This window comes from Actinomadura hibisca NBRC 15177 (assembly GCF_001552635.1).
In the GTDB taxonomy this organism is placed as follows: Bacteria; Actinomycetota; Actinomycetes; order Streptosporangiales; family Streptosporangiaceae; genus Spirillospora; species Spirillospora hibisca.
In genome coordinates this window covers 1-13722 of the sequence record NZ_BCRO01000079.1, presented here as the reverse complement: position 1 = coordinate 13722, position 13722 = coordinate 1, and the positions used below count along the sequence as shown (strand labels likewise).

13 protein-coding genes and 1 pseudogene are annotated in these 13722 nt (G+C 74.2%); 4 read left to right on the top strand and 10 right to left on the bottom strand.

The features are described from left to right. Positions 1-96 precede the first annotated feature (96 nt). Both AH6_RS31880 and AH6_RS31875 read left to right on the top strand, forming a co-directional pair. Positions 97-852: an AzlC family ABC transporter permease gene (locus AH6_RS31880; RefSeq protein ID WP_083983674.1), complete on the top strand. Its 756-nt coding sequence runs from the start codon at positions 97-99 to the stop codon at positions 850-852. Next, positions 849-1160, top strand: a complete 312-nt coding sequence (locus AH6_RS31875; protein WP_067487617.1) for an AzlD domain-containing protein — start codon at positions 849-851, stop codon at positions 1158-1160. Before AH6_RS31880 ends, AH6_RS31875 begins: the two co-directional genes overlap by 4 nt. A gap of 10 nt (positions 1161-1170) precedes the next feature. Here AH6_RS31875 and AH6_RS31870 read toward each other — a convergent pair whose 3' ends face one another. From AH6_RS31870 to AH6_RS46200, 3 genes are read right to left on the bottom strand one after another with little or no spacing between them, the layout of a single operon-like run. Further along, positions 1171-2100 carry an RluA family pseudouridine synthase gene (locus tag AH6_RS31870; protein WP_067487615.1) on the bottom strand — a complete coding sequence of 310 codons (930 nt, stop codon included), beginning with the start codon at positions 2098-2100 and terminating at the stop codon, positions 1171-1173. Continuing rightward, positions 2100-2807, bottom strand: coding sequence for a signal peptidase II (locus tag AH6_RS46205; RefSeq protein WP_083983673.1), 708 nt, complete (start codon positions 2805-2807; stop codon positions 2100-2102). The genes AH6_RS31870 and AH6_RS46205 overlap by 1 nt, the downstream gene beginning before the upstream one ends. Next, entirely contained in the window at positions 2780-3196 is a 417-nt protein-coding gene (locus tag AH6_RS46200) for a TraR/DksA family transcriptional regulator (RefSeq protein WP_245679557.1), read from the bottom strand. Before AH6_RS46200 ends, AH6_RS46205 begins: the two co-directional genes overlap by 28 nt. Before the next feature lie 785 nt (positions 3197-3981). On the opposite strand from AH6_RS46200, the gene ileS reads away from it, so the two are divergent. Beyond that, on the top strand, positions 3982-7176 hold the full coding sequence (gene ileS, locus AH6_RS31855) for an isoleucine--tRNA ligase (protein WP_067487611.1): 3195 nt from the start codon (positions 3982-3984) through the stop codon (positions 7174-7176). A 159-nt stretch (positions 7177-7335) separates the two neighbouring features. Further along, positions 7336-8154, top strand: coding sequence for a DUF1707 SHOCT-like domain-containing protein (locus AH6_RS31850; RefSeq protein ID WP_307190405.1), 819 nt, complete (start codon positions 7336-7338; stop codon positions 8152-8154). A 172-nt stretch (positions 8155-8326) separates the two neighbouring features. Here the strand turns inward: AH6_RS31850 and AH6_RS31845 are convergent, their stop codons facing one another. The 7 genes and pseudogenes from AH6_RS31845 to AH6_RS44865 form a co-directional block, all read right to left on the bottom strand. Further along, positions 8327-9778, bottom strand: coding sequence for a hypothetical protein (locus AH6_RS31845; protein WP_067487609.1), 1452 nt, complete (start codon positions 9776-9778; stop codon positions 8327-8329). A 153-nt stretch (positions 9779-9931) separates the two neighbouring features. Beyond that, on the bottom strand, positions 9932-10864 hold the full coding sequence (locus AH6_RS31840; RefSeq protein ID WP_067487607.1) for a DivIVA domain-containing protein: 933 nt from the start codon (positions 10862-10864) through the stop codon (positions 9932-9934). Positions 10865-10912: 48 nt separating this feature from the next. Further along, entirely contained in the window at positions 10913-11197 is a 285-nt protein-coding gene (locus AH6_RS31835; RefSeq protein ID WP_067487721.1) for a YggT family protein, read from the bottom strand. A 24-nt stretch (positions 11198-11221) separates the two neighbouring features. Further along, positions 11222-11776, bottom strand: a complete 555-nt coding sequence (locus AH6_RS31830; RefSeq protein ID WP_067487605.1) for a cell division protein SepF — start codon at positions 11774-11776, stop codon at positions 11222-11224. Positions 11777-11881: 105 nt separating this feature from the next. Further along, the gene (locus AH6_RS31825) at positions 11882-12751 is read right to left on the bottom strand and encodes a YggS family pyridoxal phosphate-dependent enzyme (protein WP_083983672.1); all 870 of its coding nucleotides are present in this window, start codon (positions 12749-12751) and stop codon (positions 11882-11884) included. Continuing rightward, positions 12748-13512, bottom strand: coding sequence for a peptidoglycan editing factor PgeF (pgeF, locus tag AH6_RS31820; RefSeq protein ID WP_067487603.1), 765 nt, complete (start codon positions 13510-13512; stop codon positions 12748-12750). Before pgeF ends, AH6_RS31825 begins: the two co-directional genes overlap by 4 nt. Next, positions 13509-13722, bottom strand: a pseudogene (locus AH6_RS44865) (cell division protein FtsZ); the annotation flags it as partial. The pseudogene AH6_RS44865 and the gene pgeF, both read right to left, overlap by 4 nt.

Genomic DNA, 13722 nt, shown 5'->3' with positions numbered 1-13722 from the left:
GATCACGTTCGGCGGTGCTCCGATCACGTAAAGGAGCCGGGCGCGGCGCAAGAACGTTCAAGATTGCGCCAAGCGCGGGGCCGTAGCGTCGTCCGCATGACGACGGTGCAGGCGAGGGGGGCCGCGGGGCCGCCCGAGGAGCGGGCCCAGGTCCGCGCGGGGGTCCGCGACGGGCTCGGTGTGGGGCTCACGGTGGGGGTGTCGGGGCTGGCGTTCGGCGCGTCGGCGGTGACGGCGGGGCTGAGCGTGGCGCAGGCGTGCGCGCTGAGCCTGCTGGCGTTCACCGGCGCGTCCCAGTTCGCGCTGATCGGGGTGATCGGCGCGGGCGGCGGGCTGGCGGCGGGCGCGCTGGGCGCGGTGCTGCTGAGCGGCCGCAACGCCCTGTACGGGCTGCGCCTCGCCGGGACGTTGCGGGTGCGGGGCTGGCGGCGGCTGCTCACCGCGCAGGTCGTGATCGACGAGACCACGGCGGTGGCGACCGCGCAGCCGAGTCGCGCGGCGGCCCGCGCCGCCTTCTACGCCACCGGGATCAGCATCTTCGTCACCTGGAACGTGACCACGCTGCTGGGCGCGGCGGGCGCGGCCCGGCTGGGCGACCCGGAGGCCGTCGGGCTCGACGTGCTGGGCCCGGCGGCGTTCCTGGCGTTGTTGTGGCCCCGGCTGACGGCGGGCCGCGCCGAGGTCGCGGTGGCCGTGGCCGCCGCGGTGATCGCGCTGGTCGCCACGCCGCTGCTGCCGCCGGGGGTGCCGGTCATGCTGGCCGCGCTCGCCGTGCTGCCCGCCCTGCTGCGGCCCGCCGCGCGCCGGGCCGGTGCCGGTGACGGGGACGAGGACGGGGAGGCGGGCGCGTGAGCGTGTGGATCGCGATCGTGGCGACCGGCCTCGGCTGCTACGCGCTGAAGCTGGGCGGCCTGGTCACCCCGCAGCGGGTGCTGGCCGACCCCCGGGTGCGCCGCTTCACCGACCTGATCCCCGTCGCGCTGCTCACCGCGCTGATCGCGGTGCAGGCACTGGCCGACGGCCGGTCGCTGGAGTTCGACGGCCCCCGCATGGCGGGCCTGGCGGCCGCGGTGGCGGCGCTGCTGCTGCGCGCGCCGTTCCTGGTGGTGCTGGGCGCGGCCGCCGGGGTCGCGGCGGGGTTGCGGCTGCTGGGGCTGTGACCCCAGGCCGTCAGGACTCCCCGGCGACGATCTCCAGCGCGCGGGCGAGGTCGTCGGGGTAGGCGCTCTCGAACTGCACCCACTCGCCGCGCGTGGGGTGCTCGAACCCCAGCCGGACCGCGTGCAGCCACTGGCGCTTGAGGCCGAGCCGCGCCGCCAGCGTCGGGTCGGCGCCGTAGGCCATGTCACCGGCGATGGGGTGCCGGATCGCCGACATGTGCACCCGGATCTGGTGGGTGCGGCCGGTCTCCAGGTCCACGTCCAGCAGGGTGGCCGCGCGGAACGCCTCGACGGTGTCGTAGTGCGTCACCGACGGCTTGCCGCCCGCCACCACCGCGAACCGGCCGTCGCCGGAGGGGTGCCGGTCGATGGGCGCGTCCACGGTGCCCCGGAACGGGTCGGGGTGACCCTGCACCAGCGCCTGGTAGCGCTTGTCGATGCGGCGCTCCTTGAACGCGCGCTTCAGCCGCGAGTAGGCGATCTCGCTCTTGGCGACCACCATCGCGCCGGTGGTGTTGGCGTCCAGCCGGTGCACGATGCCCTGCCGCTCGGCCGCGCCGCTGGTGGCGATGGTGTGCCCGGCGCCCAGCAGGCCGCCCAGCACGGTCTGGCCGGTCCAGCCGGTGGTGGGGTGGGCGGCGACGCCGATCGGCTTGTCCACCACGACGATGTCGTCGTCCTCGTACAGGATGCCCATGCCGGGGACGGGATCGGCGACGGGGGCCGGCGCCGCGGGCGGCGGCGGAAGCGTGACCTCCAGCCAGGCCCCGGCGTGCAGGCGGTCGGACTTGCCGACCTCCTTGCCGTCCATGGTCACCTCGCCGGCCGCCGCGATGTCGGCGGCCCGGCTGCGGGACAGACCGAACAGCCGCGCCAGGGCGGCGTCGACCCGCTCGCCCTCCAGGCCGTCGGGGACCGGGAGGCTGCGCACGTCGCTCATCAGGGCTTCTCTTCCGGCTTGGTCTCGGGCTCGGCCGCCTTGTCGTCCGCCTCCGGCGCGACCGCGGTCGCGGTCCCCGCCTCCGGGGCGGCCTTCGGAGCGGGCTCCGAGGTGGTCTCGCCGTCGTTCTCCTCGGCGGTCTCCTTGCCCGACACCCGGGTGCCGTCGATCTGGAGGCCGCGCGCGGCCAGCAGCACCGCCAGCACCCCGCCGCAGACGATCGCCGAGTCGGCCAGGTTGAACACCGGCCAGTGCGGCAGCTCGATCCAGTCGACCACGTGCCCCTTGAGCGGGGCCGGGGCGCGCAGCACCCGGTCGATCAGGTTGCCGAACGCGCCGCCCAGCATCAGCCCCAGGCAGATCGCCCAGGGCAGGCTGCGCAGGTTGCGGGCGGTGCGGATGATGGCCACCACCACGCCGATGGCGATCACCGTGAAGACCACGGTGTAGCCGGTGCCGATGGAGAACGCCGCGCCGCTGTTGCGCGTCTCGCGCAGCGTCAGCAGGCCGCCCAGCAGCTCGATCGGCGGCCGGTCCTGGAGGGTGGCCACCACGACGATCTTGGAGATCACGTCCAGGGCCAGGGCGGTCACCGCGACGGCGATCAGCACGCCGACGCGGCGCGGCCGCGGGGCGCCGGCGGGGCCCGCGGCCGCGTCCTTGGGGTCTTGTGCGTCGCTCAGCGACGTTCCTCTCGCGCTTTGCATGGTATGCACATGGTCGCACGGGGAACGGCCTGCAGGCGCGCCTTGCCGATCGGCTGGGAGCACGACTCGCAGACGCCGTAGGTCCCGGCGTCCATCCGCAGGACCGCGCGCTCGTTCTGGTCGTGCAGGTCCCGGGCGTTGTTGGCCAGCGACATCTCGTGCTCGCGCTCGTAGGTCTTGGCCCCGGCGTCGGCCTGGTCGTCGCCCGCGCCGTCGCTGGAGTCGCCCTCGGCGATGGCGGACTCGGCGGCCGCGATCTGCTCGCGCAGGGTGGCCATCTCCTCCTCCAGCATCGTCCGCACCTCGGCCAGCTCGGCGTCGGTCCAGCGTTCCTCCCCGGCCCGGACCGGCAGCCCGGCCGCGGGCGCCGCCTGGGCCGCAGGCTGCACGGTCTCCTCGGCGGGCGGGTCGGCGGGCTTGGGCGCGGTCTTCGGGGCGGTCTTGGAGGCGGCCTTGGTGCTCTTGACCGCCGGTTTGGCCGCCTTCTTCGCGGGCGCGGCCTTCTCCGCCGCCCCGGACGCCGTCGACTTCACCGCCGCTTTGGACGCCTTCTTCACGGCGGACTTTGCCGCCGCTTTGCCCGAGGCGGCGCGCGCGGTGCGCGCCCTGCCCCCGGGGGACGCCGGCCCCTCCTCCGCGTCGGCCGTTCCGGCCCCTCTGGCGCTGATCTCCTCCACAGGCGGTGCGGGCTGCATGTGTCCCCTTTCACGGCGCGGCGAACGGCCTGGCTGAGTTACACGCCGCATATGCCCGGTCACCATGCGGGCGGAAACCCGGAGATCACCCAAAATCTCTGGACCGAGACCGGGCCCGCCGATAATCGGGAAGAGCCCGCCCGGCGCGTACGTTAGTCTCTTCACGAGCAGTCTCATCGGCGGGCGTCGATGGGGACACCTGCCGCCGCAAGCAGCCATGAGCGATCCGGGGACGGTGCGAGCCCGGAGGCGGGCCCGGCGGTCTGATCACCCCTGAGCCGCCGGAAGAACCGCCCCGGAACCGGATCTCGATCCGCCGGGGCGCGGTAGACCCGGCAGCCGAGACTCCAACGAAGCGGGCCGTGTCCGGGGGCGATCCCCGGGGGCGGCCAAGGAGGGTGGTACCGCGGGGCCCCGCACGGGCGCCTCGTCCCTCCGGTCCACGTGCAGTCACGCGTCGATCCGGAGGTCCGCCCACCGTGAGCCGTCAGTTCCGGCCCCTGCCCGCGCAGGTCGATCTGCCCGCCCTGGAGCGGGACATGTTGCGCCGCTGGCAGGACGCCAAGGTGTTCGAGCGGTCGCTGGAGCGCAACGCCTCCGGCCCGCGCTGGGTCTTCTACGAGGGCCCGCCCACCGCCAACGGCATGCCCGGCGTCCACCACGTCGAGGCCCGCGTCTTCAAGGACGTCTTCCCCCGCTTCAAGACCATGAAGGGCTACCACGTCCCCCGCAAGGGCGGCTGGGACTGCCACGGCCTGCCCGTCGAGGTCGCGGTCGAGAAGGAGCTCGGCCTCACCGGCAAGAAGGACATCGAGAGCTACGGCATCGCCGAGTTCAACGACCGCTGCCGCGAGTCGGTCATGCGGCACGTGGACGCGTTCGAGGAGATGACCGAGCGCATGGGCTACTGGGTGGACACCGCCCAGGCCTACCGCACGATGGACCCCGAGTACGTGCAGGCCGTCTGGTGGTCGCTGAAGGTCGTCTTCGACAAGGGCCTGCTGTTCCGCGACTTCCGCATCACCCCCTACTGCCCGCGCTGCGGCACCGGCCTGTCCGACCACGAGCTGGGCCAGCCCGGCGGCTACGAGACGGTGACCAGCCCCTCGGTGTACGTGCGGATGCCCGTCACCGCCGGGCCGCTGGCCGACCTGAACGCCTCGCTGCTGATCTGGACGACCACCCCGTGGACGCTGGTGTCCAACACCGCCGTCGCCGTCCACCCCGAGGTCACCTACGTCGCCGCCCGCCCCGCCGGGTCCGACGAGGTGCTGGTGGTGGCCGAGCCGCTGGTGGACAAGGTGCTGGGCGAGGACGCCGAGCGGCTGGCGACCTTCCGCGGCGACGAGCTGGAGCGCACCCCCTACAAGCGCCCGTTCGACCTGGTCGAGATCCCCGGCGCGCACTACGTCGTGCTGGGCGACTACGTCACCGTCGAGGACGGCACCGGCCTGGTGCACCAGGCCCCGGCCTTCGGCGCCGACGACATGACCGTCTGCAAGAACTACGGCATGCCGATCGTCAACCCCATCGGCCCCGACGGGAAGTTCCTGCCCACCGTCCCGATGGTGGGCGGCCGGTTCTTCAAGGACGCCGACGAGGAGCTGACCGCCGACCTGCGCGAACGCGGCCTGCTGTTCCGCGGCGGCCACTTCGAGCACAGCTACCCGCACTGCTGGCGCTGCCACACCCCCCTGCTCTACTACGCGCTCCCCGCCTGGTACATCCGCACCACCGAGATCAAGCAGCGGCTGCTGGAGGAGAACGAGAAGACCAACTGGTTCCCCGGGACGGTCAAGGAGGGCCGGTACGGGGAGTGGCTGCGCAACAACGTGGACTGGTCGTTGTCGCGCAGCCGCTACTGGGGCACGCCCCTGCCGCTGTGGGTCTGCGGCGACGACGAGGACCACGTCACCTGCGTCGGCTCGCTGGCGGAGCTGGGCGAGCTGGCCGGGCAGGACCTGTCGGCGCTGGACCCGCACCGCCCCTACGTGGACGACGTCACCTTCGCCTGCCCCACCTGTGGTGGTGAGGCGAAGCGCGTCCCGGACGTCATCGACGCCTGGTACGACTCGGGCTCGATGCCGTTCGCGCAGTGGGGCGCGCCGCACCAGAACCAGGACGTCTTCGAGCGGTCCTACCCCGCCCAGTACATCTGCGAGGCCCAGGACCAGACCCGCGGCTGGTTCTACTCGCTGATGGCGGTCGGCACGCTGGTGTTCGACCGGTCGTCCTACGAGAACGTGCTCTGCCTCGGCCTGATCCTCGCCGAGGACGGCCGCAAGATGAGCAAGCACCTGGGCAACGTGCTGCGCCCCATCCCGCTGATGGACCAGCACGGCGCCGACGCGCTGCGCTGGTACATGCTGGCCAGCGGCCTGCCCTGGGCCGCCCGCCGCATCGGGCACGCGGGCCTGGAGGAGATCGTCCGTAAGGTGCTCCTCACCTACTGGAACACCGCCTCGTTCTTCGTGCTGTACGCCAACGCCGCCGCAGCGCAGGGCCGCGCCTGGACCCCCGACCGGCTCGCCGAGGCCCCCGCCCCGGCCGACCGGCCGCTGCTGGACCGCTGGGCGCTCGCCGAGCTGCACCGCACCGTCCGCGAGGTGGACGGGGCGCTGGAGCAGTTCGACACCGCACGCGCCGGGCGGCGGCTCGCCGAGTTCGTCGACGACCTGTCCAACTGGTACGTGCGGCGGTCCCGGCGGCGGTTCTGGAACGGCGCGCAGACCCCCGAGAGCGCCTCGGCGTTCGCCACCCTCTACGAGTGCCTGGAGACCCTCACCCGGCTGATGGCGCCGATGGTGCCGTTCGTCACCGACCACGTGTGGGACGTGATCCGGCCCGAGGGCTCGCCCGAGTCGGTGCACCTCGCCGACTGGCCGGCCGTGGACGAGGCGCTGCTCGACCAGCAGCTCACCGAGCAGATGGCGCTGGTGCGGCGGCTGGTGGAACTCGGCCGCTCGGCCCGGACCGCGAGCGCGGCGCGCACCCGGCAGCCGCTCGGCCGCGCCCTGGTCGGCGCGCCCGGCTGGGCGGCGCTGCCGCAGGAGCTGCGCGGCCAGATCGCCGACGAGCTGAACGTGGTGGCGTTCGAGGACCTGTCCTCGATCGGCGGCGACCTGGTCGAGTACGAGGTCAAGCCCAATTTCCGCGAGCTGGGCAAGCGGTACGCCAAGGACACCCCGAAGGTCGCCAAGGCCGTCACCGCCGCCGACGCCGCCGCGCTGGTCACCGCGCTGCGCGCCGACGGCACGGTCACCGTCGAGGCCGCCGACGTGGGCGCGGTCGCCCTCGGCCCCGGCGACGTGATCGTCACCGAGCGGCCGCGCAGCGGCTGGGCGGTGGAGAGCGGCGGCGGCGAGACCGTCGCGCTGGACCTGACGGTGACGCCGGAGCTGCGCCGCGCGGGCCTGGTCCGCGAGGTGGTCCGGCTGTTCCAGGAGGCCCGCAAGGCCGCCGGGCTGGAGGTCACCGACCGCATCGAGCTGTGGTGGCGGGCCGACGGCGACGAGCTGGCCGAGGCGCTGCGCGCGCACGAGGCCGAGGTCGCCGCCGAGATCCTGGCCGACGCCGTGCACGAGGGCGAGCCGGACGCCGGAACCGCCGCCGTGACCGACGCCGTCCGCGACGAGGAGCTGAAGCTCACCTACCGGCTGCGCAAGGTCTCCTGACGCCGCCTCCTGACGCCGTCTTGAGGCCGCCTCCAGAGGCCGCCTCCTGACGCTTGCGACGCCACCGGTCCTCCGGGACGGGCCGGGCTGCCACCATCGGCCGCCCGACTCGCCCCGGAGGACCTTTTTGCGACACATCGCGTTTGCGATGATGGTGGGGTGAACCCTGCCGAACACCCTTCACCGCCCGAGCCCGCACCCGGCCCCGGCGTCGCTCCGGCCGAGACGCCCGGACCGCTGGACCCGGCGCGGATGCGCGCCTCCGACGCCGACCGCGACCGGGTGGCCGACCGGCTGCGCGAGGCCCTGGCCGAGGGCCGCATCACCCCCGACGAGCACGCCGAGCGCATCGACGCCGTCTACCAGGCCAGGACCTACGCCGACCTGGAGCCGGTCCTGCACGACCTGCCCGGCTCCACCGACGGCCTGCTGCCGCCGTCCGCCGCTCCCCGGGTCTCCCTGCGCAAGGACGAGAACCTGCCCTCCCCCGACCGGCACTCGCCCTCCGTCGTGGCGGTCTTCGGCGCGGCCGAGCGCAAGGGCCGCTGGCTGGTCGAGCCCGCGCTCAACGTCTCCTGCGTCTTCGCGGGCGTGGAGCTGGACTTCCGGCGCGCGGTGTTGTCGCAGCGCGAGGTCACCGTCAACGTGACCTGCGTGTTCGGCGGCGTCGAGATCACCGTGCCGCCGGGCGTGCGGGTGGTCAGCTCGGTGGCGGCGGTGCTCGGCGGCGTGGACCTGCCGGCCGGGGAGGAGGTCGCGGCGGACGCGCCGGTGATCCGCCTCACCGGGATGGTGCTGTTCGGGGGCGTCTCGGTCACGCGCCGCGAGCCGGGCTCGTCCCGCGCCGACCGCCGCCGCGAGCGGATGGAGCGGCGGCACGCCGCGCACGAGCTGCACCGCCGCCACCACGACGAGCGCCGCGAGCACCTGCGCGAGCTGCGCGAACAGCGCCGCGACCGCCGCCACGGCCTGTCCTGAGCCCGGTCCTGGGCCCGCTGCTGGCAACGGGCGGGAACGCCGACACCCGACCCCTGTCCCGGCGACGGGCGGGAGGCCCCGGGGGACGGGAACGCCGACGGCCGTGACCCTTCCGGTGGAAGCCGGGGATCACGGCCGTGCGGTGGTGCCGTTGGTGGCGCTGAGGGCGCGGTCAGTCGCGGGCGTGCTCGCGGTCGGGCTGGCAGACCAGGCAGGGCGTGCAGCCCCGGGCCTTGGCCTCGGCCCGCGACAGCGCCTCCAGGTCGTCGGCCTCGTCGCCGATGTCCTCGATCAGCGCGCAGTCGACGCGGTGGTAGCGCTTGGTGCCGCTGAGGATGCGCACCTGCGGGCCCTCGTCGTCGGCGGGCGCGGCGGCGGGCACTGCGGCGGGCGCGGCGCTCTCGGCGGCGGGCTTCGGCTCGGCGGGCTTCGGCTCGGACGCGGCGGGCTCGTCGTCGGCTCCGGTGTCGCCGGAGCTGCGCGGCCGGGGCGCGCTCGGCGCGGCGTCCCGGTCGTCGGCGGAATCGTCGTCGAGCGGCTTCGGGGCGGGCCTGTCGGCGCGCTTCGCGACGACCTCGACGTCCTTGTCCTCGACCGGACCGGCGGGCCCGGCGTCCTCGTCCTTCGCCGGGCGGTCGGCCTTGGCGGCGGCACCGGGGAGCGGCAGGTCCAGCGCGGTGTCCTTGGCGGTGTCCTTCGCCGTGTCCTTCGCCTTCGCCGGAGCGGCGGGCTCGGGCTTGGCCGGAGCCGGGTCGGCGGTGGCGCCGCCGGGGGCGGGCCAGGCCGAGGGCAGCGGCGACGGGTCGGCCGGAGCGGTGTCCAGCGAGCGGGTCGCCTCGGCGGGCTTCACCGGGTCGGGCTCGACGGCCGGGGCGGCGGGCTTGGCGAAGGCCGACCTGGCCGAATCGGACTTGGCGGTGCCGGACTTGGCGAGGTCGGGCTTGCCGGAGGCGGACGGCTTGACGGGGGCGTCCATCGGGGCGGTGACGGGCGTGCCCACCGCCGGGGCGACCGTGCGGGCCCGCTCCTTGCCCGCGGCGCCGCTCCTGGCCGGGACCGCCGGGGCCGAGACCGCGGCGCGCGCCGCCAGTGCGGTGTCGGGCATGCAGGCGGTGCAGGGGCTGAAGCCCTCTTCCTTGGCCTCGACGTAGGTGAGGTCTTCCTTGTCCCGCCCGGCGAGCTGCCGGCAGGTGTCCAGGTGGTACCGCTTGCGGCCGCGGATGACGTACACCAGCGCGTCCTCGGGGACGTCCATCGGCGGGGCCGGGATCGTCACCTCGTCGTCGGCGGGGACGTTGTCGGCGGCGAGGGAGGGGGTGGCGGCGCGGCTCGCGGCCGCGGGGGTCGCCGGCTGCCCCTTCTTGCCCTTCTTGGCCTTCTTGTCCTTGGTGGAGCGGCGGTCCCGGGCGGCGGGCGCGGCGCCCGCGCCGAAGATCTCCTTGCGCCGCAGGAACACCCCGATGGCCAGGCAGAGGAACGACACCACGCTGACCGCGATCGAGGTGTAGATCACGATCAGCGCGTCCACGCCCAGCACCTGCGCGCTGTCACCGTTGCCGGCGACGATGCCCGCCACGAGCAGGGCGATCGCCACCAGCACGAGCACGCCACTCAGGATGATCACAGGGTCTTCTCCTCTACAGGCGTCTGTCCCGAACCGCCGTCCCGGTCCGGGAGGTCACCGCCGACATTCCGGAACGCCAACGCCGCCGGGATGGCTTCGACGCCATCCGCGGCGCGGCGATCGGAGTAGACACTATCGCCTGCGGAGCGGGCCTCAGCGCCTCTCGTGCGGCGGGGTGTCGCCGCCGGCGTGGAAGGCTCCGGTGGCGGAGTGCTGCACCTGCTGGGTGTGCTGCGGCTGCTCGGCGGGGGGCGGGAAGGGGGTGCCGCCGGTCTGCTGGGAGCCCTGGGCGCCGTTGCGGTCGCCGTGCGCGAGGGTGCTCTGCGGGCCGGTCTGCTGGCCGGGCTGCGGGGCGCCGGGCATGGGCTGGGCGCCGGTGACGCTGGGGAACGCGCCGGTCTCGGTGCTGCCGGCCTCCAGGTCGCGGAGCTGGCCCTCCAGGTAGACCTTCAGGCGGCTGCGGTACTCGCGCTCGAAGGCGCGCAGGTTGTCGACCTCGCGCTCCAGCTCCTCGCGCTGCTGCACCAGCGAGCCCATGACCTGGCGGTGCCGCTCCTGGGCGTCGCGGTCCAGGGCCTCGGCGCGCGAGCGGGCCTCGCTGACGATCTGGTCGGCCTGGCGGCGCGCCTTGCCGAGGATCTCCTCGGCCTCGCGGCGGGCCCGGCCGAGGGTCTCGTCGGCCTCGCGGCGGGCGTCGGCGATCGCCTGGTCGGCGGTCTGCTGCGCCAGCGCCAGCACGCGCGCGGCGGTGTCCATGTTGTCCTCGCCCGACGGCGCGGGCGCCATGCCGAGGCCGCCCAGGGGGATCGGCTCGGGTTCGGGCTGCGGCTGCGGCTCGGGGCGCGGCGGCTCGGGGATCTTGGCCACGTCGGGCTTGGGCTCCACGATGGGCGCGGCCATGGCCGGCACCTTGCCGCGCAGGCACTCGGCCAGCTTGGCGCGCAGCTCCTCGTTCTCCTGGATGAGGCGGTCCAGTTCGGACTCGACCTCGTCGAGGAAGGCGTCCACCTCCTCCTCGTCGTACCCCGGCCTCAGCCTGGTGGTACTGAACTGCTTGTTCCGCACATCGGCGGGTGTGAGCGGCATGTTCGTCTCCTTGGCGCGCTTGGAGTCTGTCCCAAGGACGGTATCCGATCAGAGCTTCTGGACGAAGATGATCAAGATCCAGACCACGAGGATGAGGACGGTGAAGCTGAGGTCCAATGCCACGTTACCCAGCCGTACCGGAGGGATGAAACGCCTCAGCAGTTTCAGTGGCGGATCGGTGACGGTGTAGGTCACCTCGGCGATCACCAGCACCACCCCGGTCGGCCGCCACTGCCGGGCGAACGACTGGAGCACCTCCAGGACGAGCCTCCCGATGAGGAACAGGAGGAACAACAACAGCACGTACTGGAGTACGAGTCCAACGATGTTCACGGACACTCTCACATGTGGCGGTGGTCAGCTCTGGTTGAAGAATCCTCGTTCTGCCATCCGGGCCTTGTCCTCGGCCGTCACCTCGACGTTGGCGGGCGACAGCAGGAACACCTTGTTCGTAACACGCTCGATGCTCCCGTGCAGGCCGAATACCAGACCTGCCGCGAAATCGACGAGCCGCTTGGCGTCGCTGTCCACCATCTCGGTGAGGTTCATGATCACCGGCGTGCCCTCGCGGAAGTGCTCGCCGATGGTCCGGGCCTCGTTGTAGGTCCTGGGATGCAGCGTAGTGATGCGCGCCAGGTCGGTGGTACCCGACTCGTACAGCGCCACCGGGCGCCGCTCGGCCGGCGACGCGGAGTGATGATCGCGATCCCGGTCCGCGGTCTCGTCCCCTCGGGTAAGCTGACCGCCGGATTCGTCGTCTCGCAGACGGTTCTGCCGCCCCTGGGTGGGATCGGCCTCGTCGTCGTAGACCTCGTACTCGTCGTATTCGTCGTACTTGCCGTACTTGTCGTCGTAGCGGTCGTCCTCCACAAGGCCGAGGTAGACCGCCATCTTGCGCATCGCGCTGGCCATACGCCCCTCCGTCGTCCTGTGGCAGCGGCGCCCGGCGCCAGGCGCCGCACGCGGCCCGCTACGTCTGTGTGGCCTGCCGTTTCGGCGGCTACCACTGGGGGGACATTACCTGACGATTGCCCGTCGGCCGCCGAGCAACGCCGTACCGACACGCACGTGTGTCGCGCCACACGCGATCGCCTGCTCCAGATCTCCGCTCATCCCCGCCGAAACCGCCGTCGCGGCCGGGTGCGCGGCCCGCAGGTCGGCCGCGATGACGGCCAGCCGCGCGAAGGCCGGGGCCGGGTCGGCGCCCAGCGGCGCGACCGCCATCACCCCGCCGAGTTCCAGGTGAGCGGCGGCGGCGATCGCGTCGGCCAGCTCCGGCACCGCGCCGGGCGCGGCACCGCCGCGCCCCTCCGCCTCGTCCAGGCCGACCTGGACCAGGCAGCGCAGCGTGCGTCCGGCCTTCTCCGCGGCCCGGTCCAGCGCCCACACCAGCTTGACGCGGTCCACCGACTGCACGACGCCCGCGTACGCGGCCACCGAGGCGGCCTTGTTGGTCTGCAGCTGGCCCACGAAGTGCCAGGTCAGCGGGAGGTCGGCGGTGGCTGCGGCCTTCGGGGCGGCCTCCTGGTCGCGGTTCTCGGCGACCTGGTCGAGGCCGAGTCCGGCCAACAGGCGGACGTCGGAGGCCGGGAAAGTCTTGGTCACCGCGACCAGCGTCACCCCGGCCGGGTCGCGCCCGGCGGCGGCGCACGCGGCGGCGATGCGGTCACGGACGTCGGCGAGATTGGCGGCCAGCTCCGCACGCCGGGCCGCCTCGGCGGCCTGAGCGCCCTCGGCGGCGGCCTCAGTGGTGTCGCCAGCCGCACGGCCGGCCGCGCTGTCGGCTGCATTATCGGTCGTGCCGCCGGTCGCGTCGCTGGCCGAACCCCAAGCTGCGTTGCCGGTCGTGTCTTCGGTGGGGCCCGTCGTGGTGCCGGGGTCGGTCATCGGGGGGTGTCCTCGGGGTCGTTCTCGCCTTCGCCTGCGAGCCAGACGAATCCGGCGAAGCGTCCGGTGCGGCCGTCGCGGCGGTAGGAGAACAGGTCGGGGGTCTCGATCGTGCAGCGGGGGTCGACGGTGACGGCGGTCACGCCCGCGGCGGCGAGCTGGCCGGCGATCCCGGCGCGGATGTCCAGGCCGGGCGTGCCCCGGCGGGTGGTGGCGCCGGAGCCGGGCACCGCGGCGGCGACCTCGTCGCGCATCGCGGCGGGCACCTCGTAGCAGCCGCCGCACGCGGCCGGGCCGATTGCGGCGCGGACGCGGGCCGGGTTGGCGCCGTGTTCGCGCATCCGGGCCACCAGCGCCGGGACGACCCCGGCGGCGGTGCCGGGACGGCCCGAGTGGGCCGCGCCCGCGACCCCCGCGACCGGATCGGCCAGCAGCACCGGCGCGCAGTCGGCCACCAGGACCGCCAGCACCACGCCGGGCTCGGTGGTGACGATCGCGTCCACCTCGCCCGCGCCGGAGGCGGCCTCGGCGGCGGTGACGACCGCCACGTCCGCGCCGTGCACCTGGCGCATCCACACGGTGCGGTCGGCCCGCACCCCGAGCGCGGCGGCGGCGCGCGCCCGGTTGGCGCGCACCGCGTCCGGCTCGTCGCCGACCGCGCCGCCCAGGTTGAGAGCGCCGTAGGGCGCCGCGCTCACCCCGCCGGGACGGCCGGTGAACGCGGCGCCGACGCCGTCGCCCAGGAAGACGCGGCCGATCACTTCAGGAAGTCGGGGACGTCGAGATCGTCGTCCTCGTCGAACACCACCGGACGGCGACGGCCACCGGTGGCCGGGCCGCTGTCGGACTCGCCCGCGTGCACGCGGGTCGGCGACGGGTCGGCCGACGGGCGCGGCGCGGGCGGCCGGGAGCCGTCGTCGTCGCCGGGACGGCCAGCCTCCGGGCGGGCCGGGGCCTCCTCGCGCGCCGGG

What these genes read in the sequence shown, in the direction of transcription:
- AH6_RS31880 (WP_083983674.1), top strand. Translation starts at nt 97, where the DNA reads ATGACGACGGTGCAGGCGAGGGGGGCCGCGGGGCCGCCCGAGGAGCGG.
- AH6_RS31830 (WP_067487605.1), bottom strand. Translation starts at nt 11,776, where the DNA reads ATGGCCAGCGCGATGCGCAAGATGGCGGTCTACCTCGGCCTTGTGGAG.
- AH6_RS31870 (WP_067487615.1), bottom strand. Translation starts at nt 2,100, where the DNA reads ATGAGCGACGTGCGCAGCCTCCCGGTCCCCGACGGCCTGGAGGGCGAG.
- AH6_RS31825 (WP_083983672.1), bottom strand. Translation starts at nt 12,751, where the DNA reads ATGACCGACCCCGGCACCACGACGGGCCCCACCGAAGACACGACCGGC.
- AH6_RS31840 (WP_067487607.1), bottom strand. Translation starts at nt 10,864, where the DNA reads ATGCCGCTCACACCCGCCGATGTGCGGAACAAGCAGTTCAGTACCACC.
- AH6_RS46205 (WP_083983673.1), bottom strand. Translation starts at nt 2,807, where the DNA reads ATGCAAAGCGCGAGAGGAACGTCGCTGAGCGACGCACAAGACCCCAAG.